Origin of the sequence: Nostoc sp. NOS(2021) (genome assembly GCF_017115025.1) — a bacterium.
Lineage (GTDB): Bacteria > Cyanobacteriota > Cyanobacteriia > Cyanobacteriales > Nostocaceae > Nostoc.
Window position 1 is genome coordinate 1 of sequence record NZ_JABXKM010000083.1, and the last position, 24,160, is coordinate 24,160.

The following is a 24,160-nucleotide window of genomic DNA, read 5'->3' on the forward strand; positions in this document are numbered from 1 at the left end:
TAGGGTGGGGTAAAAAATATTTGATACATCAATCATGACTTTTCAAACATCCTCTTACTGGGGTAGCTTCTTTCAAGTATTTGGGCGACATCAGCACAGCTTCGCTAGCAGTTAGCAATCATTTAGTTTGTAAACCATAGTATTAGACAAACTAATAATTAGTTTTGCATGATATTATGCTCTTCAGTATCACTAATCTCGATAAAATCTCATTTCATCCTCAAATACCGACATGACAACAACGACTCACCTCGATTTTGCCGCACGTGAGGCGTTGCGCCTACTCGACCCCGATCCCGAAAACTGGGTGAGCGATCGCTCAGGCATTGACCACAATGTGACGATAGTAGGCGGTAGTGGCAGTGGCAGCACCTTTGCATTTGCCCTGCGGCGTGCCGGCATTGGCCGCGTGACAGTCATCGATGAGGCTGAGGACGAAGCCCATGCTGGCGTGTGGCTGACGCGGGCGCGGATGAAAAAGCTACGCACACCGAAAAACCTGCCAGGGCCAGAACTGGGCATTCCGGCGCTATCATTTCAAGCTTGGTACGAGGTGCGGCACGGTGTTGAGGCATACGCAGCCCTTGACCGCATTCCACGAGTGGCGTGGGCTGAGTACCTCAGCTGGTATCGGCATTTTCTGGGCATTCCAGTTCGGTATCAGACGAAGTTGGTGCGGATTGAGCCGGACGCGGATTTCTTTCGTCTGCACCTGGAAGTGAACGGTGTCGCGCAGGTGGAAACCACACGTAAAATTATCTTCGCCAACGGTGTAGCTGGCACTGGTGGCCCAAATATACCGCCTGTATTGGCATCTCTGCCACGCACTTTATATGCACATACTGGCGATAAAATCGACTTCAACAATCTGCGTGGCAAAACAGTAGCAGTGCTGGGTGCTGCGGCCTCGGCCTTTGATGCGGCAGGAGTGGCATTGGAATCAGGCGCTAAGGCAGTACATTTGTTCGCACGACGGACAGCGATCGCATCTGTGCCAGTGAATCGCGTGCGAGGTTATCCTGGCGCTTACTATAACTATCCGCAACTACCTGATGCAGCTCGCTGGTTCCAAGCCTGGCGCTTTCATCAAGTTGGCTCTACGCCACCACCAGATGCAATCGAGCGGGTAATAGCGTTCTCTAACTTCCACCTGCATCTATCCGCACCTTGGAAAGCTGCTGATAGCCAAGGCGATCGCATCGTCGCTCAGGTAAATGATCATGTTTTCGAGTTCGATTTTGCGATCGCTGGTACTGGCTACTTTGTTGACCCGACGAAGCGGCCGGAACTCGCCGAATTTGCACATCATATCGCCCTCTGGCGCGATCGCTATGAAGCCCCAGCCGACCAGCGTGACGATCAACTCAGCACCCACCCTTACCTTGGCAGCGCCCATGAATACCAAGAGAAAGTACCTGGCAATGCCCCCTACCTGAAAGACATCCATGTGTTCAATCCTGCTGGCTTCATCAGCTTCGGTCTGCCCATCGGCGACGTACCCAGCATCCGACGCGATGTGCCAGCAGTAGTGGCACGCATCAGCCATGACTTGTTCTTTGCTGACTGGTCATTACACGAAGCCCGGATCACTAGCGGCAACATTTCGCCGGACTTCGACACATTATTGTATGCAGACGCGGTATGGAAACAGCAAACCAAGGTGGCAGTCAGCTAAATCTGTGTAGCGTTTATAATTCACGCCTAATGTGAATTGAAATGGTCTGTACCCAGATGCGATCGCTATTTATCACTCTAAACCAACGTAATCTTTTCAATTGTACCGACTCTATTATTTTCGTACCAAAGTATAGGGGAGTTAGAGGCAGCCGACGGCTGCCTGTCAAGGTGAAACAACGGTTGAAACTCATTATTTTATCAGTAGCCTTGAGTCAAATGCTAAACAGTTTGGTAATTCTATTTGCAGTCATTGGGGAATTGAGAATTCATTACATTGGGGAGGCAGCGCGTTGCGGGGGTTCCCCCCGTTGTAGCGGCTGCCCAAAATTTCATTACCTTCGATGGTTCTAAGTGGCTGTTAAAAATTAGGTAATAAACCCGCTTGTTTGCAAATCTCATTAGCAGTAATCCGATCAATGGTACGATGCCGTTTTACAGGAAGAGTTTTTATATCATTAGTATAAATAGAATGATTTCCTCCTTCCCTTAATAAATAAAAGCCATTTTTTTCTAAGTATTTAATTAGCTCCTTTCGTTTGACTGACACACTCAAACCTCTATAGGAATTTGTTCCAGCAAATAACCACCTGTGGGAATTTCTTTATTTTGTTGACGATAAGCAAGAACCATTTCTTTCGTTGCATCTTGTAACATAGCTCTGCATTCTTCTATGGTTTCTCCTTCTGTGATGACTTCTTGCCATTCAATGAGTTGTGCCATATATCCGCTATTAGTTTTTGTATATTTTGCAGTGTATGTAATTAACATTTCTGTGTTTGTGAAGATAATTATATGATTGATCGTAGCTGATTTTTTGTTGTGGGGGCAATTGCTCTCTATCATTCACAACCACATAAGTGCGATCGCCCTGACACCTCATCATTCAATCGAGGTAAACTGTCAGAGGAATCCATTTTTTAACGTAAGATTAAACTGGTAGCACAACGCAAGATTTCATGACCATAAAATTTATTCTGAGCGACTATGTTGACCGAGCGATGTCTGGCGACAAGCCGCTTTGCGTCTACGCCCAGGCAATTTATGACAAGTTAGAAGATGGTACATTTACAGGTAGAATTCCTGTTTGCAAAGGAGTGATAGCCTTTGCATTGACTTTGCGCGAGTGTGAGGATGAATTACGCTCAACACTGGAAGACTGGATTTTGCTTGGGTTAAAGCTGGGACATTCTCTACCAGTAATTGATAATATTGACCTCAACAAAGAGCCGACCCTTGAGCCGATGGATACCGTGTAAGCGGCGGGATTTTGTGAAGAAATTACGATGCATTGGGTTTGAGGGGCTTTATTCTGGAACAAGACATCAGTTTATGGTTTATGGCCAACATCGTCTAACTATTCGCTCTAATGATAAGTATTCTGTACCGCAATTGCGGATGATGATTGGGGAAGTTGAGGTGATTTTAGAGCGGAAAATCACGCTAGAAGAATGGAATAGCCTTGAAGATTTGCCGAGAAGCGATCGCTCTTAATGTAGTGTAATGAGTTTTAGGGTAGCGATGTCTACGACGAGCTACGCTTACGCCTTTACAACACCATCATTCAAGGCTTTGATGCGAGATAATATAGCTATGAACTCCATTCGGGGTAGACTAATGCAACTAGAAGATTATTTTGACTTTTTATCAGCCGATGATATTCGCCTAAAAGGACACCGCATCAGCATCGACAATGTACTTGATTATTACTTGGAAGGATATACACCCGAAGAAATTGCTGCTAACCTACCTAGTTTGAGTTTAGAGCAAATTCACGCTACTATTACTTACTATCTCCATAATCGCGCCGATATCGAAGCTTATCTGTCACGTCTGGCAAGATGGCGTGAACAGCGTTACCAAGAATCGGTTGCAAATCCTTCACCTTTGGTACAGCGCCTCAGAATCTTAAAAGCTCAAAGAAATGAACGTCAGGTAAGTGCTTAGTGAAGGTTCGTTTTTTGCTTGATGAAAATTTGTCACCGCGTCTAAAAGTAGCTGTTCTTCGTCTTAACCCGACGATAGATATTTTGCGTGTGGGTGAAAGTAATGCACCAACATTGGGAACTTTAGACCCTGATGTGTTGGGTTATCTGCAATTATCTCAACGGCTGTTAGTGACAGATAACCGCGCTAGTATGCCGGCTCATTTAGAAGCACATTGGGCAGAAGGTGGACATATTTGGGGCTTATTCTGGTTGCGTCCTAGAATACCAATAGGACAATTAGCACAAGAACTATTGCTGGTTTGGGAGACTACTGAAGCGGAAGAATGGATAGATCAGTTGGAATGGATTCCTTTTTAAGCGATCGCCTGTTGATTTACACTTTAAACTAGAGCGATATCTGCGACGGGCTACGCCTACGCCCTCACAACACCATCATTCCACCTCAGAACACGACACTCCGAGTTCAAAACACAAAACTCCGAGTTTGGAACACGACACTCTGAGCTTGAAACACAACACTCCGAGTTCGGAACACGACACTCCGAGTTCGGAACACGACACTCCGAGTTCGGAACACGACACTTTGAGTTCGGAACACGACACTTTGAGTTCGGAACACGAAACTCCGAGTTCAGAACATGAAACTCCGAGTTTAAGCGATCGCGCTTTTCAGTTTGATCACGGTACGCTTTGCCCAGAAGTCAAATTTTACTGTGGTGGGGGGAGGCGATCGCGTAGATATGCTAAATTTTCACTACACTTGACAGTGTAATGATGATTCACTCCTAATCGTTGCTTAAAAATCTCCAAAGCTTGGATGTACACGGGTTCGGCTTCGCTATATCTGCCTTGGGAATGATAGAGTTCCGCTAGGTTGTTGAGGCTCATAGCAACATCTGGATGCTCTTCTCCCAGCAGTTTACGCCTGAGTGCTAAAGCTTGCTGGCACAAAGGTTCGGCTTCGCTGTATCTACCTTGGGAATGATAGAGTTTCGCTAGGTTGTTGAGGCTCATAGCAACATCTGGATGCTCTTCTCCCAGCAGCCTACGCCTGAGTCCTAAAGCTTGGATGTACAAAGGTTCGGCTTCGCTGTATCTACCTTGGAAACGATAGAGTTCCGCTAGGTTGTTGAGGCTGATAGCAAAATCTAGATGCTCTTCTCCCAGCAACTTGCGCCTGAGTGCTAAAGCTTGCCGGCACAGGGGTTCGGCTTCGCTATATCTGCCTTGAGAACGATAGAGTGCCGCTAGGTTGTTGAGGCTAGCAGCAACAAATGGATTCTCCTCTCCCAGCCGCTTGCGCCTAAGTGCTAAAGCTTGCTGAAACAGGAGTTCGGCTTCGCTGTATCTGCTTTGGGAACGATATAGTTCCGCTAGGTTGTTGAGGCTCATAGCAACATCTAGATGGTCTTCTCCCAGCAGCCTGCGCCTGAGTGCTAAAGCTTGCTTGTACAGGGGTTCGGCTTCGCTGTATCTGGCTTGGGAGTAGTAGAGTGCCGCTAAGTTGTTGAGGCTATTGGCAACAAATGGATTCTCCTCTCCCAGCCCCTTGCGCCTGAGTAGTAAAGCTTGCAGGTACAGGGGTTCAGCTTCGCTGTATCTGCCTTGGCAGTCGTAGAGTAACGCTAGATTGTTGAGGCTAGTGGCGACATCTGGATGCTCCTCTCCCAGTAGCTTGCGCCTGAGTGCTAAAGCTTGCTGAAACAGGGGTTCGGCTTCGCTGTATCTGCTTTGGGAGTAGTAGAGTACCGCTAGGGAGTTGAGGCTCAGTGCAACATCTGGATGCTCCTCTCCCAGCCGCTTGCGCCTAAGTGCTAAAGCTTGCTCAAACAGGGGTTCGGCTTCGCTGTATCTGCTTTGAGAACGATAGAGTTCTGCTAGGTTGTTGAGGCTCATAGCAACATCTGGATGCTCTTCTCCCAGCAGTTTACGCCTGAGTGCTAAAGCTTGCAGGCACAGGGGTTCGGCTTCGCTGTATCTGCTTTGGGAGTAGTAGAGTCCCGCTAGGTTATTGAGGCTCAGTATAACAGATGGATGTTCTTCTCCCAGCAGCTTGCGCCAGAGTGCTAAAGCTTGGATGTAAAGGGGTTCGGCTTCGCTGTATCTGCCTTGGGATTTGTAGAGTTCTGCTAGGTTGTTGAGGCTCAGTGCAACATCTGGATGTTCTTCTCCCAGCAGCTTGCGCCTGAGTGCTAAAGCTTGCTCTAACACGGGTTCAGCTTCACTGTATCTGCCTTGGGAAACATAGAGTACCGCTAGGTTATTGAGGCTCAGTGCAACATCTGGATGTTCTTCTCCCAGCAGCTTGCGCCACAGTGCTAAAGCTTGGATGTAAAGGGGTTCGGCTTCGCTGTATCTGCCTTGTAAACGGTAGAGTACCGCTAGGTCGTTAAGGCTAGTGGCAACATCTGGATGCTCCTCTCCCAAACGCTTTTTAACGACTTCTAGACACTGCTCAAACCAAGGTAAAGCCTGGTCATACAACCCCTGACCTTTGTAAAATTGAGCGTTACCGATGAAAGGCCAAATTAAATCATCATCGCTGACGTATTGAATGAGATGATTTGCTACTTCAGCTATATGAGGAATGGCGGGAGAAACGGCGGTGATTTGCTCAAGGGTGGGGTCTTGAGGAATATCTTTGGCAACTGCTACCATTACTTTGCAAAGCGATCGCTTTAATTCCTCTACCTGTTCTAAACCTGTAAGCTTATCTTGAAAAAACTCCCTCAGCAGTGGATGCAGTTGGTAGATTTTCTCACCCTTATATTGGAGTAGATGTAACTGTAACAAATCACGTCTGGCTTTTTTCCAATTTTGAGCCTCATTATTTATTGTTATACCCTCCACCAACTCCCAAGGAATCGGAGCTAGAGCAAATAAACTTAGAAGACAGCCTAAAAGTTGGGCATTTTCTCGCAAACGTCGCCAACTCAACTCAAAAGCAGCAGCCACACCCAATTTAGCAGTCATTTCTGGTCGAGCTTCGTCTAAAGATTCATTCTTCAGACGCTCTTTTTCTAAGTCTTGCAGCATTTCTGCTAGGGATAACTCTTCATCAACTAACAAATAACGCCCGACTAATTCTAAACCCAAGGGCAAATATCCCAGCCATTTACAAAGTCTTCTTGCAACCAAAGGCTCCCGTCGCAGTCGTTCCCTACCCACTATGGATTCTAATAACTTCATTGCTGCTAGTGGTTTCAGCACATCTAAATCTAATAGCACTATCGGCGGCTGTAATTTTTCCCGCGTGGTAATCAACACTTTAAAGCGGGAAGATGGCGGAGGTAGGTAAGGCTTAACTTGTTGATATTCTCCAACATCGTCTAATACTAGTAGCACATTACCTTCGCGCCAAAGCCGAAAGCAGTATTGCACTTGGGCGAGTAAATCAAAATCTTCTGGTGGGTTGAAGTCAAGCTGCGTTCTGGCAAACTGCACAACTTGAATGCCCACATCTCCAGTCTTTGCCAGCAACCAGCAAATTCCACCTTTGTAAATTTCACAGTGAGCCTTTGCATATTGTAAGGCCAGTTCTGTTTTACCCAGTCCACCCATGCCAGCGATCGCAGCGATCGCCACCTGATTATTTTCCTGTAACATTTGGTGAAGCATTTGCATTTCAGCTTCACGTCCAACAAACTCCACCACCCCACTCAGGGGCAAATTTTGCGGTATTCCAGTAGAGGGATTTAACTTTACCTGTTTATCTCCAGGCGAGTACAGTCAGAAGTTACCACCAATGATGGTATTTCCCTGAAAGACGTTTTTAATAGAGTCAGCTAACTTTGTAGAATTGATCACGCCTGCTGGTTGCGAGTTTAGATCATTCGCTAGCGCCTGGACTTTCGGCGCTACTTGGGGATTAGCATTTGCGGCTGCTTCCACTTCCCGCACAGATTGAGCGATGTCGGTATCTGCGTCTGCTGCTGCTTTTAACTCCAGCACTGCTTTACCATAATCTAATGGCTGCTGTAGATTTTGCTGTGTCACATCCGCTAGCAAGGACACCTTATTTTTATGACGTAGCTGTTCGATTAACTCACGACTTTTGTCTAATGCAGCTTCCCCAAGCTTTTCGCCAGTTTTTTCTAGAGCTTTAGTTAAAACTATAGTAGCGATCGCTGTTGCAGCCGCCGTTAGTGTTACAGGTTCCATAATAATGAAATAGTTGATTGCACTGGGAAATACAAATGCAGTTCTGTCTATTTCGGAAATATATCACACATATTTAGCAGTTAACCCGATATCCCGCCTTACAATAAATTGCAAGGCTAATAGCTCAAGTCCACTCAAGTGGAGTAAAACCTTTTCTCAGTCTTCTTTAGAAGACTTTAGCTATTAGCGATAGGTTAGAAACCTATGGTGGGTAATGCAACAGATGCAATATCTCAGACTTACAGACTTGAGTTTAATGGGTTTTAGATGAGCGATGTCTGTGATGGGCTGTTGGGTGACGCCTTTACAACACCATCATTCAACCTTAGAATACAAAACTTCCAGATTAGCTCTATTCCTTACAATGGAATAGGGTTTTATTCACTTTCCTTCTTCAGGGAATCTCAAAGTCAACACACCAACTGATGCATGATACCCAACTGCTACCTCGGATTAATGCCACATCCAAGAGAGAAAATGGTAAACAATATTATGTAGATGCTAAGGGAAATCGCTTTCCCAGCGTTACTACAATACTTAATGCCACCAAATCACAAGCAGACCGAGACAGATTATTAAACTGGAAAGCGCGTGTTGGTACAGAAGAAGCTACCCGCATTACTACAACTGCTAGTCGTCGGGGAACCCAAACACACAAACAAATTGAGCGCTACCTCCTTGGTCAAAACCCTGTTTGTCCTGAAGCGAGTCGCCCTTATTGGGAGAGTATCAAGCAAGTTTTACAAGAAATCGATACAGTTAGACTTGTGGAAGGCTCTGTTTTTCATCATGATTTGGGTTATTCTGGCAAAGTTGATTGTATTGCCAGCTATCAAGGTATTCCCTGTATTTGTGAGTGGAAAACAGCAGACAAACCCAAAGGCTCAATTGAGCATTTATATGAACATCCACTGCAACTTACGGCCTACATAGGAGCAGCTAACGAGTATTATCGAGATTATGGCATTCAGCTAAAGCACGCTCTCTTGGTAGTAGCGATTCCAGAAATGCCAGCAGAGGTATTTTGGTTTGAATCAGCAGTTATCAAAGATTACTGGGAAGAGTGGGAAAAAAGAGTCGCCCAGTTTTGGGAACGCAGAAGCGTTTGGGGTTAGTCAGTGAGATTGCACAATTAGCGAAAGACTGCATTTCGTAACGTGAAGTAAATTTTAACTCAAATACAGCAAACAGTCTAATTTTGTAACGGCAACACAGTAATTAACCCAGAAAATCTGGCAAAATCACTTGTGTTGTGAGTGAGTAACTGAGGAATGCGATAAACTAGCATTGTGGCGACAATATTTGCATCATGAACTTGCTTACCACCAATAGTAATTTGCTCCATTAGAGATAAAAGTCTTTCTGTCACTTGGGCGGTTTCGTCAGCTACTCGAAATTGAGCTTGAAAAAATCGGGTACGTTCAATTATGAGCGCAACAGGTCGGGGATTCATCAATGCTTGTGGACGACTAAGAGTCATTAAGAATTCCCGCAACACCTGGCGACTAATCCATAATTCAATTCCGGCGTCATAAAGATTTTCAATAGCCTGTAGTGCTGCTTGGTGAAAGGGAGATTCGGACACATTTGCATACACTAAAATGTTCGTGTCCAGAAATACAGAGTTAGCGACCCCAATCACCATACATATCCTCACGTCTTAGAGAAAGATTCTCAGGCCAATAACCATAATTATCTACAGGGAAGTTTAGAGGAGGGCGTTTTTCCTTGCTTTCTACTTTCTCTGCCAAAGGCTTTTCATCAATTACTATTACCACCTGATGTTCACCCTCTGGAATATCCAATGGTAACTGCGCTGTAATCTTACCATCTTTTGTAACTGTGACAATTGTTTCTATAGTTTTCATATCATTTCTATTAGATTAATACATCACTGCTTGGTGAAAGGGATATTCGGACACATTTGCATAAACTAAAATATTCGTATCGATTAAGACAGGGTTATTAGTCGTTTGCATAAAGGTCTTCTCTGCGGAAAGTTAAACTTTCTGAGACTAATCCTACAGGATAGGTGGAAAATTTGAAAGGCGCTTTCTTTTGTTTTTTCTCTACTTTCTCTACCAAAGGCTTCTCATCAATTACTATCACCACCTGATACTCACCCTCTGGAATATCCAATGGTAACTGCGCTGTAATCTTACCATCTTTGGTAACTGTAGCAATTGTTTCTATAGTTTTCATTTCATTTCTCCTGATTCAATCCATCGCAGCTAACACAGCTTTCGGCAATAACTTATCTTTAAACCAAACAATTCTGGCGGGGACATCATTTAATTTTACTCCCGCCTTTTCTAAATTAAGTCGCTCGGAAATTGCCAAAATTAAGTCATCACGTCCAGCCCGCCGCACCTGAGAAAACTTCTTTTGTAAATATTCAGGTCGCCAATAACCGACAATTTCTAATAAGAAGGTACGTCCATCAGGATGCACTAAGCGGAAATCGGGAATCATCACACTACCGGGAATTGGGATTAAATCAACTTCTCGCTCTAACGCCCAACCACTTTTCAACGCATCCCACTTATCTGCAAAGGATGCTTCTAGCATACTATCGTAGGGCTTCCCTGGTGGATAATGGGATACCAAACCACATTCAGAATTGAGAGTGAAACGTCCAGTTTTCCAAGTATTTGTATAAGCGTCGCGGGTTTGGAGAATTGAAGAAAGACTCCATCTAGTAACGTGAAGTAAAGCAGGAATAAGTTTTGCGATCGCTAACCCATACCGCGTACTAGAATTAAACAAACTCGTCGGACCATCAATGGTAATTGTAAACCCGTGGTCAGCATCACCTTCAATATAAGCCATCAATTGAAACAACTTTAAATAGCGGAATAACAGCTTATATTCACCCGGAACATTCCGGTGAGCATTTAATACCAGTTGACTGGCTTTATAAAATACACCCTGCACCTGAGATAAATTATATCGATTTAATAAATCTGGCGCTGTTGGTGCATCAAAAACAGTCAAAATCTTATTTTCAGATAAATCAGCATATAGTCCATTACGAACCTGTTCTAGTAAAACTTCCCGTTCCAGTTCTTGAGTTAACTCATCAGCAACTTTACCAAGAGTAACTTGTGTTGATTCCCGACTAGAAACAGACTTTGCAGCTAGCGAAAACACCCGTTCTCTTAACATTTGTGGTTCCAGAGGACTAACCACCTCAAAAGTGCAAAAACTGCTTTTGAGAATATAAGCTAATCCCCGCTTCACCCGATAATCTGTAGAATCTCCTTCAAAATCAGTCAGTTGTCGCTCAAGCACACCCTGAGTCTTCCCCACTGCTGATTGAAAATAATTAATTAACTCACTCGCCAACTCCGAAGTTTTCTGATCAATCTTCAGTCTCTTCGGAATTATCTCCTCCCCGTTTTGGCGATGCATCAGTAAGTCTGTCGGTAACATCTGAATTTTGGATTTTAGATTTTGAACTTCCAGTTGAATAATTAATTTCTAACTGTTCCGCAGCCTTCAAACTCCCTTCCTTCCCACTCCCATACACAACCTGTAACTTCCCCTTCTTCTCCTCCTCCTCTCTGCGTCCTCCGCGCCTCTGCGGTTCGTCTCTCCTCTCCCCTCTCCGCCTAGCCGAAGTCCCCTCCTCACTCGTATCCTCCGCCACCACCTCATACAAAATCGCCTGCTTATTCTCAATATTCCCCTTCCGTAAAATCCTCCCCAGTCGCTGAGTATACTCCCTAGCCGAACCCGTTCCTGATAAAATAATCGCCACCGAAGCCGCAGGCACATCAACACCTTCATTCAACACATGAGAAGCAACCAAAGTATTATATTTACCCTCTCGAAACTTTGTTAATATCTCATGGCGTTCCTTCACAGGAGTTTGATGAGTAATTGCCGGAATTAGCAACTCTTGAGAAATGCGATAAACTGTCGCATTATCCGCAGTGAAAATCAAAATTCGTGCCGGATAATGTTCTGCTAATAAATTAACTAGAATTCGCAATTTACCATCAGTACCCAAAGCGATATCTTTCGCTTCCCGGTGCGCTAACATAGCTCTACGTCCAGATTGCGATCGCGCACTCATTTGCACGAACATTTGCCAACCTTGCAGACTCCCCAAAGAAATCTTAGATTGCTTCAAAAAATCGTTGCGAGTTTGAATTAGTTGATTGTATCTTTCCCGCTCAAGTTGCGATAACTTTACCTTAATTTGGACAATTTCATGCTCTGCTAAAGCCTTACCCGCCAAATCTTCAGCGCGTTTGCGATATACTTCTTGACCAATGAGGATATTTAAGTCAGCGTGTTTACCATCGGTGCGTTCTGGTGTCGCAGAGAGTCCCAGCCGATAAGGTGCGATCGCATATTCAGCAATCACTCGATTAAAATCTGTCGGTAAATGATGACATTCATCAAAAACAATCAACGCATATTGATTCCCCAACGTTTCGGCGTGAATTGCTGCACTATCATAAGTTGCAACTAAAATAGCCGTTCTATCCCGCGAACCACCTCCCAGCAATCCCACCTCAGCATCGGGGAAAGCCGCTACCAAGTGTGCATACCACTGATGCATTAAATCCAAAGTTGGTACAACAATCAGCGTCGTGCGCGGCGTTGACTGCATCGCCATTTGCGCCAAATAAGTCTTTCCCGCCGCCGTGGGAAGCACAACAACCCCTTGCCTACCCGCCAGTTTCCAAGCTGCTAGCGCCTCAGTCTGGTGGGCATAGGGTTGCATTTCCAGACTGGGAACCAAATCTACAGGATAAAATTGCTTCGCCTCATCGATAAAATTAACATCTTCCGCTTGTAGTGCTTCCACTAGCGATCGGTATCTAATTGCGGGAATGCGGAATTTTTCAACTCGATCATCCCATGTGGCGTAGTCCATCCAACCTTTGCCGCGTGGTGGTGGATGCAAAATTAATGTGCCACGATCAAAATTTAATATAGGTGTACGAGCCATGAGTATTGGGCATTGGGCATGGGGCATTGAGAAAAAGGAGGCAGGAGTTCTTCAATTTTGAATTTTGTTAGCGCAGCGTTAGCGAGTCCGCGAGCGTCATTTTGAATTTTGAATTGATTTCTCCCCACTCCTTTGATTACTAATAACGCAAAAAGTGCATGATTCATCCAAATAACTCAGACAAAACCCAACTAGACGCGCTGATTAGTCACGGAATGTCTTATCGGCAAACCAACAATAACCTTGCCGAATCCTACAAAGAACAGCGACAGAGCTTTCAACTGAAACGGCTGCAATTGCAGGCGCAGATTATCCTGGTAGCTGGCTTGACTTTAATCGCTTTTTTTCTTTGGGCAAATTCACAATTACAAGATAAGATATACGCCTTTAAAATCGGTATTGTAGTAGAACTATTCACGCTCATTTGTTGGGGTTTATGTAAAACCTCTATAGGTCGTCGTTACCCAAACTTAATTTTGTTGAGTTTATGCTGGTCTGTAACTTGTGCTGTCCAAATTGATATAGCTTTGCTGTTTAATAATTTAGAACCTAGAAGCAATATCTGGAATCTGATGTTTCTTACTCAGGCTACAATCGTTCCAGTGCAATGGTGGATACATTTAATAGCACAAATTGGGACAATTGTTTGCTATTTTATTTTATATATCTTATATAATCCCATATTAAAAAATCCATCAGCTTTTTATATTGAGCAGGGTTTATATTTCTTTTGGACTTGCATAATTTGTGTCTTCTCTGTCTATTTATACGAACGCTTGCGAAAAAAAGAATTTTACGCCCGTAAGGCAATGGAACTAGCACAGTACAAATCAGAACGACTGCTATTAAATATTCTGCCAGAGATGATTGCAGAACAATTAAAACAACAGCCGACAACTATTGCCGATAGCTTTCTGGAAGTTACGGTGCTATTTGCCGATATTGTTGGCTTTACAGAGCTTTCAACTCGGACATCTCCTGCGGAATTAGTCGAGTTATTAAATACAATATTCTGTTTGTTCGACCAATTAGCAGAACGTCATGGGGTAGAGAAAATCAAGACCATTGGCGATGCATATATGGCTGTTGCCGGCTTACCAAATCAGTCTAACGACCATGCTCCAGCGATCGCTAACATGGCCTTGGATATGCAAAATGCGATAGCTACGTTTAACGAAGAAAATAACCAATCTTTTAGCATCCGTATTGGCATTAGTACAGGGCCAGTGGTAGCAGGGGTGATTGGGCTGAAAAAGTTTGCCTACGACCTTTGGGGAGATACAGTCAATACAGCTAGTAGAATGGAATCACATGGTATAGCAGGTAGTATCCAGGTTTGTGAAGCAACTTATCAGCTTTTAAAGGATAAATACTTATTGGAGAAACGAGGTTTAATTCAGGTTAAGGGTAAAGGTGAAATGATGACTTATATACTAAAGGGAATTAATTGAAAAATTTCATAAGTCTATCCTTTTTGATAGAGACTCAAAAATAAAATATATATAATTAGAGCGACAATTATCAACTATTGAAGCTTTGCTAAAACTAAGTTTTACTACTTTAGATAGATTCGTAGCAACTAACTGCTAAAGGCTGTATTTTTCCGATGCATAATAGGTGTTAAGCGATGTCTACGACGGGCTACGCCTACGCATTGTCTAGCGGATTTTGGGAATAATCCTTTAGCTAGCTGCATAAAAGGAGAAGCGACATTGAAAGGAATACGTTCCCTGCTAGCGCCTTATGCTGTGGCACTATTGGCTGTTGGTAGCGGATTGCTGCTAACACTATTGCTAGAGCCACTACTGGAACCAACTTTTTTCCTGCTGTTTTTTGCTAGTGTGGCGGTTAGTGCCTGGTATGGCGGCGTGGAAGCAGGGTTAGTGGCTACTGCTTTGTCTACTTTAGCTGTCAGCTACTTTTTTTTAGAGCCAGTGTTTTCGCTCTTTGTTGCGAGTCGAGATAGCATAGTGCGGTTAGGTTCGTTTGTGCTGGTGACAATACTTATTAGCTTGCTCAATTCAGAGTTACGCACTGCCAAAGAATATCTTCAGGTGAGCGAGGCCAGGTTTAGAAGGTTGGTAAATTCCAACATTATTGGGGTCATTGTAACCAATACGGACGGAGCGATCGCAGAGGCGAATGATGCTTTTTTAGAAATGGTAGGTTATTCGCAAGAGGATTTGCTAGCAGGACGAGTTCGATGGCGCGATATGATACCACCAGAATATATTGAAGCTAACAACAGTGCGATGCCTACGGCGGGCTACGCCTACGCAGAACTCACAACCAAAGGCATGTGTCAGCCCAAAGATGACAGCCACGTTCCCATCTTGTTAGGTTATGCTTTGTTAGAAAATAATCCAGACGATATTATTAGTTTTGTACTTGATTTAAGCGAACGCAAACAAGTAGAGCTTGCCCTTTGCAAAAGCGAAGAACGCTACCGCGCTTTTTTAGAGCAGAGTTCAGAAGGTATTTGGTGCATCGAACTAGAAGTACCAATTTCGCCAGACTGTCCAGAAGATGAACAAATTCAACATTTTTACCAATATGTTTATTTAGCAGAATGCAACAATGTGATGGCGCAGATGTATGGCTTTTCTGCTGCCGAAGAAATTATCAGCGCCAGACTAGGAGACTTTCTCCTTTCCTCCGATCCAGATAATATTGCATACCTGCGTAGTTTTATCCGTTCTAACTACCGATTAATCGATGCAGAGTCCCACAAAATAGATCAACAAGGTAATTCCAAATATTTTTTGAATAATCTGGTGGGAATTGTCGAAAAAGGGCTTTTAGTCAAAGCGTGGGGAACTCAACGCGACATCACAGAACGCAAGCAAGCAGAGCAAGAACGCGAACAATTGCTTGAGCGCGAACAGATAGCACGCGCCGATGCCGAAGCAGCAAACCGCATGAAAGATGAGTTTCTCGCCACACTCTCCCACGAACTCCGCACACCCCTAAACGCCATAATGGGCTGGGCACAACTACTTAGGAGTCGCAACTTGGATGAGACTACTACTGGCCGGGCACTAGAGACAATTGAGCGTAACACCAAATCCCTGGCGCAACTGATCGAAGATATCCTAGATGTCTCGCGGATTATTAGAGGTACACTCCATCTAAATATTCATCAGGTAAAACTTGTACCACTTGTAGAGGCAGCAATCGATACTGTGCGTCCAGCAGCCCAGGCCAAAGAAATTTGCATCAAGTGTAGATTCAACCCGGAAGTCGGGGTAATTGTGGGTGATGCCAACCGCTTGCAACAGGTTGTGTGGAATTTGCTCTCCAACGCCGTCAAGTTTACACCCAAGGGGGGAAGAGTTGATGTGCAATTGCAGCGCATTCAATCTCATGTGCAAATTCGAGTGAGTGATACGGGAGGGGGAATTGCTGCCGAATTTCTGTCCCATGTATTTGAACGCTTTCGTCAAGCCGACAGTTCTAGAACGCGATCGCATGGTGGACTAGGATTAGGGTTAGCGATCGTCCGCCACTTGGTAGAATTACACGGTGGCACAGTCTTTGCCAAAAGTCCAGGAATTGGACAGGGGGCGACATTCATTGTCAATCTGCCAATGAAAGCCGTTGATGTAGAAGTTAATACGGCAGAGGAGCTTTCATCTGTCGTAGATATCCAAGAGGCTAATAATTATCTGCCGAAACTAGATGACTTGCGGGTGCTGATCGTCGATGATGAGGCAGACGCGCGTCATTTGCTCACTACAATTCTGAGACAGTATGGCACCCAAGTCATAGCAGCTGCATCTGCTTGTGAAGCACTGCTTGCCCTGCAAGAATTTAAACCCCATGTACTAGTGAGCGATATTAGTATGCCCCAAGAAGACGGCTACACACTAATTCGGAAAGTGAGGGCGCTGCCAACAGACCAAGGGGGACGGATTCCAGCAGTGGCACTGACAGCCTATGCTAGGGCAGAAGATCGCACGCAAGCACTGTTGGCAGGCTTTCAACTCCACGTTCCCAAGCCAGTTAATCCGGGTGAATTAGCAGCTGTAATTGCCAACCTCACCGGACGTACTTGATAGGGCATTGGGCATTGGGCATTGGGGGCAGGGGAGAATGATTTGTAACTGTTATTTGGTTGAAGTTAAAATTTGTATATAGGGTTTAACTGTCATTCGCTATGACTAACAGTTGAATCAAGAGGAGGAATTTGATCGGCGGTTAATGTAACAACTTGACCATCTTGCCAAATGCTAATAGATTCTCCTAAACGGCGGTGTCTTTCAATAGCTTTAGCAATAGCAGCTTTGACACCAGCATCAATTTTTTGATGGATTTCTGTTAGGGGAATTTGCGCTTTATTCCCTGGTTGTAATTCGATTCCAGATTTGGGGTTCATAGATAATTGCTTCCTGATTGATATTTGATGCAGCCACTAATACAGGTTCAGACCCAGAATTATCATAGATTATCCAAGTATCACACACAGGTAAATACAAGTTAATTAGGTTGCTGCGTCCGCGTTCGTAGCGACGACGAATAGTATCTTCTGGGATGTTGTGACCGCCACTTTCTACACGTCTGCGTACCCGTGCGATCGCTAATTCGGGACTTTGTAACCAAAAGTAAATTAAGTTGATAATATAACCTTTGTTTTGACATTTTCTCAAGAATCGGGCAAAGTTCCGAGCTGCTAATGTAGTTTCAAATGCAAAATCCGCTTCAGCATTCACCAGAGTTTCTAGTCTTTCTAACATTAATCTTCCGGCTTGACTGGCTACAGATTCCGGGTTAAAAGGAGAAAGTCCGGCTGCTATTTCATCGGCGTTGACATATTCAAATACTTCTAGGAAGTAGGGAAGGATTTGCAAGGCGGCGGTAGTTTTACCAGAACCGTTTGCACCGCCGATAATGTACAGGTTGGGCATTATTCTAAAAACCTGAGCTTTTTAGCTAAATAATTTCACGCAACACGGAGGGCTAACCCGTGTCTGGGTATTGAGGGTTCTGAAGCCGACTTCACCCGTTGAAATATCAAGTAAGGATTAGATGTCTAGGAATGTCTATGATTTATATAGCAGGAATAAGATCAGCGATCGCACTAAACTTCGGGTGCTGGTGCTTAACGAAAGAATGAACATTACAGCCTTGGCAACGGCAATATTATGGTCTACTTTCATTTTTGCGATCGCTTGATGGATTACACCAAACACTGAAAACCTGTAATTATGGAGTTATCAGGCTCATTCGTGAGTATCAAAAACTTATTGTTGCATTCTCAAATAATCTCTCCTGCTCCCCACCTGCGAGGACTAGAATTAGAATTGACGTGACGTTTTCTAATAGCCAAAGTGTCAGAATCTCTGCCATTGCGCGATCGCTATCTTGCCTTAATCGATGAAATTGTCGAAACCACCCTCAAGGGCAAAATTAGCTCTGTGGATATGGTGTATCAAATGCTGCTTAAAGGAATCACTTCCGGTACAGGGGAAGTCTTTGAGCTAGCTTTGAGCGATCGCCTGAATGCCCTCCAAAGCCAAGTAGATAGCGAAAAAGACGAACTCAAGCAAGCGAAAGCTACCCGGAGTTTGAGAGCCATTAAGACCATTCAAAGTCAATGGCAACGCTGGCAAGAACAAAACAAAACTACAGAAGCGATCGCCTCCGCAGTTACAGAAATTACCACAGCCACCGCTGACGAGCGTCTAGCGGCATTTATCCGGGTTACTGACCCCAATCAGAAGTATCCGCTAAATTTGCAACAGTTACAGCAGTTATCAAAAGCATTACAGCAATTTGCTCAGGTAGATTCTGATTTAGAACAATTTTCCGAAGGGATTACCCGTGGTTTAGCTTCTTGGCAGCGATTGCAAGACAACTTGCTCAGTTGGATGTACGAGCAAAAAGAATCTTTGGGATTTGGCGGCGTACCGGGAGAACGTGGCCCTTGGGCAAGTTGGGCGAAACAACTGAATAGCGAGTTACCCAAAGCACTGCTTCGCACCTTGGCTCTGGAAGAATCGGCAATTGAGTTTGCCCAGCGACAACGGGGAATCACCCTTAGAGATTGGGTGGAAATGGCATTGATTTTACAGTTCTTACAACGGGGACTAATTAACTGGTTTGACCAACAAGCTTACGATGTTAAAGCGGGGCCAAAGTTGTCTATATCCACGTTCTTGACCTTTGCAGTGATTTGGAGTCAGTTAGCAAGTGGTTTTGCCAGCATTGGGACAGTATACAGCGATGCCTGTTCTCAAATCATGCTCCAGATTTTGCGAACCTTTGCCCAGCGTCCATATTTTCCCTTTTACGGTGGGATTTTTGCCTCTTTTACTGGCACTTATTTACGAGATGCCTTAGATTATCTGGATGAACCACTGCGACGAGGCGAAGGAACCCAGGAAAAGGCGCGAATTTTGACGCTCTTAGGTTATTCGCAGCGTGCTTTAGGACAATACCAGCGATCGCTTGATTTTCATCAGCAGGCGCTAGAGATCGCCAGGAATGCAGGCGATCGCGCCTGTGAAATTGCCAATCTCAACCACCTCAGCCGCACCTACGTGCAACAGCAAAATTATGCTGAGGCAATTAACTACAGTCAACGGGCATTAATATTGAGTCGGCAAGCAGGCGATAGAACAGGAGAAGCAAACGCGCTAGTAAATTTAGGTTACAGCGAAGTCATGCAGGCTCAGGAAGTAGAAAACCTAGAACCCGAAACTTATGAAGCCGCAATTAATTATTTGGAACAAGGTTTAAAATTATCAGAAAAATTAGGCGATATTCAAAGTAAAGCCTTATGTGTCAGCAGCTTAGGAATTGCCTATCTAGTAATTGGAGAACATCAAACGGCAATTAAATATCTCGAAGATGGCTTTAAAACAGCGCAAGTTTCCGGTGATTTGTATCTCCAAGGGCGGAACTTAGCTTATTTAGCAGAAGCTTATTATCATCTGCAAAATTCCGAAAAAACTGTTTACACAGGCTGCTTAGGAATGTATCTTTTGGAGCAAATTGCTTCTCGTGAGTGGCGTCAACCAGCAGGCTTACTGACAATTTTACAAGGACAAATAGGAGTAGAAGCTTTCCAAAAGTTCTTACAGCTACATCGCCCGAAAATTATTGCGGTTATTGGTGTAGATGGGTATGATCACATTCCGCAATTGTTAGAAGAATATAAGCAAAATATGTAAACAAGTAATCTGATCATTAGGATAGCGAAATCGGGAGCATCCACTTTTGGAAGAAATACGGGCGATTGGAATAGAGCCTCCGGGACGCTGACGCGCTAAGCGAAGCTATGCCGAAGGCTTTACGCGGCTACACAAACTATCGTCCGCCTACGCGGGTTTAGTTTGTATAACCCCAGACTTCTCTGACTTTTCACGTTATGTGGAAAAGCTAACGATTGACCTAACCCCCTAACCCCCTTCCCTACGTTCGCGTAGCGGCACGAAGTGCAGGAAGGGGGAAAATTCAAAGTCTCTCTCCTTTTAGGAGAGAGAAATAGAAGTGAGGTTTTCCAGATACCGTGAAAAGTCAGCCAGACTTCTAGTCTGTTCGCGTAGCGTGCGCCTTAGCACAGGGGGAACCGCTATATGTGTTTTTTCAGGTTAAAACCTGAAGGTAGTGCGGAGCCAAAGAACTACACTATCAGGATTGCTAGCATTAAAGTCAGGTGCAGTAATCCAGATTACACCAGGCGTGATTGCAATATTATCATTGACTTGATATTGATAAAAGCCCTCAATGTGTAAGGAAGTATCTTTGTCTGCTACACCATTGCCATTACCTAAATTCACATTTGGACTCAGACTAGTCAACTTTGGCTCCATGCCCACAAAAATACCTCCCAAACTACCTTTTTGGAATAAATCGGGAAATGATAGTCCGGCACCCCAGTCCCAGGCATCTGCATCACCGCTTCCCAAGTAACGGTGCGCGGAATAACCTACCCATCCATTTACTGCCAGAGATGGATTAATCCGATAAAACGCTTCTGCACCATAAAGATTTCCTAAAGTTGCTCTTCCAGCCACGGTGCTGTTTGCTAAGTTACTGCCGATGGCTGGGCCGAAGTTTGTGCCACTGAGACCTGTAGTGTTTGGTGGACTATAAGTATTGGCGTAAGTTAAAGCCACCCGGAAATTCTTCTTGGGGCTGCTGTATAGTAATTGTCCTAGAGCTACATACCTGCCTTCAAATAAGCCATTATTCTCTGTCGGATTGTTACCGTTAATCGAGGTGTACTCCAACCCTAATTCCAGCTGTTTACTAAAGTTATGAAGGATGGCGATTCCGGCTCCGGTATCTCCATAGTCATAGACCATATTTCGCCGCGAATATCGTGAGATCCCATTAGCTGCTGACCCTTCAAAATACGGGTTGATGGTTCCACTCAAGCCGAGTTCAAAGGCTCCATCAGACTGAGCAAAGACGTTAATTGCAGTATTACCACCAAGTAAATAACGATAGCGGATACCACTTACTATAAGTTGATTGCTAGGGAATAGTGGACTGGCGTAATCAGAAGTTTTGCCATCATTAGTTCCAAGTATTCCACTTCTTGTTGCTCCCGAAGGGGTAGTATTGTTTGCCGCTAAGGTTACTCGCAGTTGATCTGTACCATTAAAACTGGTGTTTAACTTTAAATTAACTGAGTCGCTGAAAGTGAAGTTGTGAGGTGCAGGTTGTTTGGTGACGACGTTATTCCCTGCCACAATTCCTGCAACCACACCCGCAACTTGACCAACGAGTTTGGTTGTAGTGGAAAACTGCTGTGCTTGAATAGCAGCTGTTCGTGTTTCCAACAAATCCACTTTCCCCCGCAGTTGGGCTAGTTCTGGCGCAAATTGATTTTGGAGTTTTTGCAATGTTTCTAAATCTTCTTTTCTGAGCAAATCGCTGGTTCCCGCACTCACCAGTTCATTGATTCTCACCAGCGCTGCATTTAGTCCGGCCGCAAACTCGTAACGAGTCATTGCCCGATTCCCCTGAAAGGTTTGGTTGGGGTAGCCTGCAATCACACCATACCGTTCTACTAAAGATTGCAAAGCTTGAAACGCCCAGTCAGTAGGTTTGATATCTGATAACTGTGAAACAGAATTTACCTGCCCCATTGCGGCATTATCATCTAGCGATCGCACTTGATGGTTGCTGACTGGGCTAGCGCTAGTCTTAGGTACTGGTGAGAGTAATTGTGAAACAGGTATCACTTGCTCGACTACAGAATTGTTGCGATCGCCAAAAAATACAGGCGACTGCCCAGAAGCTGGAACAAGGCTGGTATTACTCACAGGAGATACAGTAGATGGAGGTATATCAGCCTGACTTCTTGCCGGATTTATAACTAAGATAATTGAGATATCTAGGAAAAAAAGTAACCAGAATGTAAATCTAGAATCCCAGCGAACAATCGACATGACTCCTCAACCTTCAAAGCGAAAGAACTGACTGGAAATTGAATATAAAAACTGACCGAAACCCAGCAAGCGAGGGTTTCAGAGCAAATAAATTTATTTATTGCTATGTGAACAAAAATTTCTAAAACATCTTCTGACATCCTGTTTTACTGGTGATGGCACACGAAGTTTATCATTGGCTACTTCAACGACTAAAACTTGATTTGTATCCTAATTATTTCTGGGCAAATTGATATCGCTAGATATCATAATTTGGATTCAAATAACTAGAAATACTATTAATATTTATTTAAGTACTGTAAGCCTATCGACTTGCAGTACTTTGTGCAAACTTATCTTTGCATAGAGATTTGTAAAATGCAAGTCTCGCTACTCTACTGGAGTTTAGACTAAAAGCGATATGAGAGAATGCAAGTCAAATGGAATTAGGGATTAAAAATACTCTCAAGTCAGTATCAAAGTATCCGCCACCTTTGACAATTGTGTAGTACGTCTATATTTGGAATATATTACAATTTGATCACTTTCTCAATTGAGTCTGATGCTAGAAAAATGTTGTCTGCGTCTAAGTGCCAACGAGTCATATCAGAATGCCGAAGCCGTATTTTCCAGTAGAACTCCATATTGATCTTGCTTATTTAAATGAACTGTGATAAATTAATCATCACTTAAACAACTGTAAATTGATTGACTTACCGTAGTTATTTAACTGTATCACTACTCTAGTTAATAAATTTGTTGTAACTAAGTAGTTAAAAATCTGATATCAGGTAATTAGTATTTGTAGGGTGTGTTACGGCTGACGTAACGCACGACCCTTTATGTTTTGGTGCGTTAGCTTGCGGCATAACACAACTTACATGTATTTCAAAAACCAAATATAATTCCTATATCAGGAAATTAGTAACGTATTCACGGCTATCAGCCAAAAGCTATTTGTAGGGTTGTCCACTGGACATGATTGAACAATACATATTTATTTGCAGTGATAAAACTGCGATCGCCACCGAGCCATAACCATAAATCTTTTGTTGTCTCGCTACTTTAATGGTGAAGCGATGTCTATCGGCAAACCTTGACGTTTTCAGCAGCAGTGAGGCAGCACTTTACGTCTACCCAATCCATACGTAGGAGTTGAAAATTATGGTGCAAACTTCTCTCGTCCGCCCCAGCAATCCCTTTCAACCACCGACCTTCGTTTCCATTGAATCAGAGCGTCGCCATCGCCAAGAACGCTTGGCAGCAGCCTTTCGGGTATTTGCGCGTTTGGGTTTTGCTCAAGGACTGGCAGGACACATCACTGCCCGCGATCCCGAACTTACCGATCACTTTTGGGTAAATCCCTTTGGGATACATTTCAGTCGCATTCGCGTGTCAGACCTGATATTGGTAAATAGTGAAGGTCAGGTAGTCCAAGGTGAAGGTAAAGTTAGTCAAGCAGCATTTGCCATTCACTCACAAATCCACGAAGCCCGCCCTGATGTCATAGCAGCAGCTCATGCCCATTCTTTCTACGGCAAAACTTGGTCATCTTTGGGTCGGTTGCTCGATCCGATTACCCAAGATTCTTGTGCTTTCTACCAAGATCATGCTCTATTTGATGATTTTACAGGCATTGTCTTGGAGACAAGCGAAGGAAAACGCATTGCTCAGGCAGTAGGCGATCGCAAAGCTGCGATTTTACGCAACCACGGTATATTGACCGTGGGACACAGTGTGGATGAAGCCGCTTGGTGGTACATCAGGTTAGAGGATACTGCAAAGGCGCAATTGCTAGCAGAAGCCGTAGGAAAACCCATCCTGATTGACCACGACATCGCCTTAAAGATCCAACAACGCGGTGGTACTCACCAAGCGGGCTGGGGTGGATTCCAGTATTTGTGGGATGAAATTACCCACGAGCAACCAGATTTGTTTGATTGATTGGGCATGGGGCATTGGGCATTGGGCATTGGGCAAAGGAGAAGGAAAAAACTTACAATAACTTCTCCCCTGCTCCCCTGCTCCTCATC

The 24,160-nt window shown here is 44.2% G+C and carries 24 protein-coding genes; 12 read left to right on the top strand and 12 right to left on the bottom strand.

Annotated features, from left to right (window positions below; translation table 11 throughout):
- Positions 1–232 precede the first annotated feature (232 nt).
- Positions 233–1,675 carry an NAD(P)-binding domain-containing protein gene (locus HWQ41_RS10145; RefSeq protein ID WP_292762098.1) on the top strand — a complete coding sequence of 481 codons (1,443 nt, stop codon included), beginning with the start codon at positions 233–235 and terminating at the stop codon, positions 1,673–1,675.
- 360 nt (positions 1,676–2,035) lie between these two features.
- Here the strand turns inward: HWQ41_RS10145 and HWQ41_RS10150 are convergent, their stop codons facing one another.
- A complete protein-coding gene (locus HWQ41_RS10150) occupies positions 2,036–2,224 on the bottom strand; it encodes a type II toxin-antitoxin system HicA family toxin (RefSeq protein WP_292762100.1) in 189 nt (62 codons plus the stop codon).
- 2 nt (positions 2,225–2,226) lie between these two features.
- Entirely contained in the window at positions 2,227–2,445 is a 219-nt protein-coding gene (locus HWQ41_RS10155; RefSeq protein ID WP_292762102.1) for a type II toxin-antitoxin system HicB family antitoxin, read from the bottom strand.
- Between the two features lie 188 nt (positions 2,446–2,633).
- On the opposite strand from HWQ41_RS10155, the gene HWQ41_RS10160 reads away from it, so the two are divergent.
- The 5 genes from HWQ41_RS10160 (at position 2,634) to HWQ41_RS10180 (ending at position 4,395) form a co-directional block, all read left to right on the top strand.
- A complete protein-coding gene (locus HWQ41_RS10160; RefSeq protein WP_292762104.1) occupies positions 2,634–2,933 on the top strand; it encodes a type II toxin-antitoxin system HicB family antitoxin in 300 nt (99 codons plus the stop codon).
- A gap of 73 nt (positions 2,934–3,006) precedes the next feature.
- Positions 3,007–3,168, top strand: coding sequence for a hypothetical protein (locus tag HWQ41_RS10165; protein ID WP_292762106.1), 162 nt, complete (start codon positions 3,007–3,009; stop codon positions 3,166–3,168).
- 27 nt (positions 3,169–3,195) lie between these two features.
- Positions 3,196–3,621: a DUF433 domain-containing protein gene (locus HWQ41_RS10170; protein WP_292762108.1), complete on the top strand. Its 426-nt coding sequence runs from the start codon at positions 3,196–3,198 to the stop codon at positions 3,619–3,621.
- Positions 3,621–3,980, top strand: a complete 360-nt coding sequence (locus HWQ41_RS10175; RefSeq protein WP_292762110.1) for a DUF5615 family PIN-like protein — start codon at positions 3,621–3,623, stop codon at positions 3,978–3,980. Before HWQ41_RS10170 ends, HWQ41_RS10175 begins: the two co-directional genes overlap by 1 nt.
- Before the next feature lie 127 nt (positions 3,981–4,107).
- The gene (locus tag HWQ41_RS10180) at positions 4,108–4,395 is read left to right on the top strand and encodes a hypothetical protein (RefSeq protein WP_292762111.1); all 288 of its coding nucleotides are present in this window, start codon (positions 4,108–4,110) and stop codon (positions 4,393–4,395) included.
- Here the strand turns inward: HWQ41_RS10180 and HWQ41_RS10185 are convergent.
- Together HWQ41_RS10185 and HWQ41_RS10190 are read right to left on the bottom strand one after the other, a co-directional pair.
- Complete coding sequence (locus tag HWQ41_RS10185; protein WP_292762153.1) at positions 4,332–7,247, bottom strand: tetratricopeptide repeat protein; 2,916 nt, start codon at positions 7,245–7,247, stop codon at positions 4,332–4,334. The genes HWQ41_RS10180 and HWQ41_RS10185 overlap by 64 nt on opposite strands.
- A 105-nt stretch (positions 7,248–7,352) precedes the next feature.
- Positions 7,353–7,784, bottom strand: coding sequence for a hypothetical protein (locus tag HWQ41_RS10190; RefSeq protein ID WP_292762112.1), 432 nt, complete (start codon positions 7,782–7,784; stop codon positions 7,353–7,355).
- A gap of 425 nt (positions 7,785–8,209) precedes the next feature.
- Here HWQ41_RS10190 and HWQ41_RS10195 point away from each other — a divergent pair, with 425 nt between their 5' ends.
- Positions 8,210–8,899 carry a PD-(D/E)XK nuclease family protein gene (locus HWQ41_RS10195; protein WP_292762114.1) on the top strand — a complete coding sequence of 230 codons (690 nt, stop codon included), beginning with the start codon at positions 8,210–8,212 and terminating at the stop codon, positions 8,897–8,899.
- 77 nt (positions 8,900–8,976) lie between these two features.
- Here the strand turns inward: HWQ41_RS10195 and HWQ41_RS10200 are convergent, their stop codons facing one another.
- The 5 genes from HWQ41_RS10200 to HWQ41_RS10220 form a co-directional block, all read right to left on the bottom strand.
- On the bottom strand, positions 8,977–9,429 hold the full coding sequence (locus HWQ41_RS10200; protein WP_292762117.1) for a type II toxin-antitoxin system VapC family toxin: 453 nt from the start codon (positions 9,427–9,429) through the stop codon (positions 8,977–8,979).
- Positions 9,410–9,652: a hypothetical protein gene (locus tag HWQ41_RS10205; RefSeq protein ID WP_292762119.1), complete on the bottom strand. Its 243-nt coding sequence runs from the start codon at positions 9,650–9,652 to the stop codon at positions 9,410–9,412. The genes HWQ41_RS10200 and HWQ41_RS10205 overlap by 20 nt, the downstream gene beginning before the upstream one ends.
- Before the next feature lie 97 nt (positions 9,653–9,749).
- Positions 9,750–9,986, bottom strand: a complete 237-nt coding sequence (locus HWQ41_RS10210; RefSeq protein ID WP_292762122.1) for a hypothetical protein — start codon at positions 9,984–9,986, stop codon at positions 9,750–9,752.
- A gap of 15 nt (positions 9,987–10,001) precedes the next feature.
- Positions 10,002–11,216 carry a DUF790 family protein gene (locus tag HWQ41_RS10215; RefSeq protein WP_292762125.1) on the bottom strand — a complete coding sequence of 405 codons (1,215 nt, stop codon included), beginning with the start codon at positions 11,214–11,216 and terminating at the stop codon, positions 10,002–10,004.
- A complete protein-coding gene (locus HWQ41_RS10220; protein WP_292762128.1) occupies positions 11,146–12,747 on the bottom strand; it encodes a DEAD/DEAH box helicase family protein in 1,602 nt (533 codons plus the stop codon). The genes HWQ41_RS10215 and HWQ41_RS10220 overlap by 71 nt, the downstream gene beginning before the upstream one ends.
- Positions 12,748–12,905: 158 nt before the next feature.
- Here HWQ41_RS10220 and HWQ41_RS10225 point away from each other — a divergent pair, with 158 nt between their 5' ends.
- Together HWQ41_RS10225 and HWQ41_RS10230 are read left to right on the top strand one after the other, a co-directional pair.
- Complete coding sequence (locus HWQ41_RS10225; RefSeq protein ID WP_292762131.1) at positions 12,906–14,198, top strand: adenylate/guanylate cyclase domain-containing protein; 1,293 nt, start codon at positions 12,906–12,908, stop codon at positions 14,196–14,198.
- Positions 14,199–14,459: 261 nt separating this feature from the next.
- A complete protein-coding gene (locus HWQ41_RS10230) occupies positions 14,460–16,802 on the top strand; it encodes an ATP-binding protein (RefSeq protein ID WP_292762133.1) in 2,343 nt (780 codons plus the stop codon).
- Between the two features lie 92 nt (positions 16,803–16,894).
- Here the strand turns inward: HWQ41_RS10230 and HWQ41_RS10235 are convergent, their stop codons facing one another.
- The gene (locus HWQ41_RS10235; protein WP_292762136.1) at positions 16,895–17,122 is read right to left on the bottom strand and encodes a hypothetical protein; all 228 of its coding nucleotides are present in this window, start codon (positions 17,120–17,122) and stop codon (positions 16,895–16,897) included.
- Positions 17,082–17,651: a zeta toxin family protein gene (locus HWQ41_RS10240; RefSeq protein WP_292762139.1), complete on the bottom strand. Its 570-nt coding sequence runs from the start codon at positions 17,649–17,651 to the stop codon at positions 17,082–17,084. The genes HWQ41_RS10235 and HWQ41_RS10240 overlap by 41 nt, the downstream gene beginning before the upstream one ends.
- A 121-nt stretch (positions 17,652–17,772) precedes the next feature.
- Here HWQ41_RS10240 and HWQ41_RS10245 point away from each other — a divergent pair, with 121 nt between their 5' ends.
- Together HWQ41_RS10245 and HWQ41_RS10250 are read left to right on the top strand one after the other, a co-directional pair.
- Positions 17,773–17,919 (top strand): hypothetical protein, encoded by a 147-nt coding sequence (locus HWQ41_RS10245; protein WP_292762142.1) that lies wholly within the window; start codon positions 17,773–17,775, stop codon positions 17,917–17,919.
- 155 nt (positions 17,920–18,074) lie between these two features.
- Positions 18,075–19,919 (top strand): tetratricopeptide repeat protein, encoded by a 1,845-nt coding sequence (locus tag HWQ41_RS10250; protein ID WP_292762144.1) that lies wholly within the window; start codon positions 18,075–18,077, stop codon positions 19,917–19,919.
- 420 nt (positions 19,920–20,339) lie between these two features.
- On the opposite strand, the gene HWQ41_RS10255 is transcribed toward HWQ41_RS10250, so the two are convergent.
- Complete coding sequence (locus HWQ41_RS10255; protein ID WP_292762148.1) at positions 20,340–22,148, bottom strand: iron uptake porin; 1,809 nt, start codon at positions 22,146–22,148, stop codon at positions 20,340–20,342.
- A gap of 1,143 nt (positions 22,149–23,291) precedes the next feature.
- On the opposite strand from HWQ41_RS10255, the gene HWQ41_RS10260 reads away from it, so the two are divergent.
- Positions 23,292–24,071, top strand: a complete 780-nt coding sequence (locus HWQ41_RS10260; protein WP_292762150.1) for a class II aldolase/adducin family protein — start codon at positions 23,292–23,294, stop codon at positions 24,069–24,071.
- Positions 24,072–24,160: the final 89 nt, after the last annotated feature.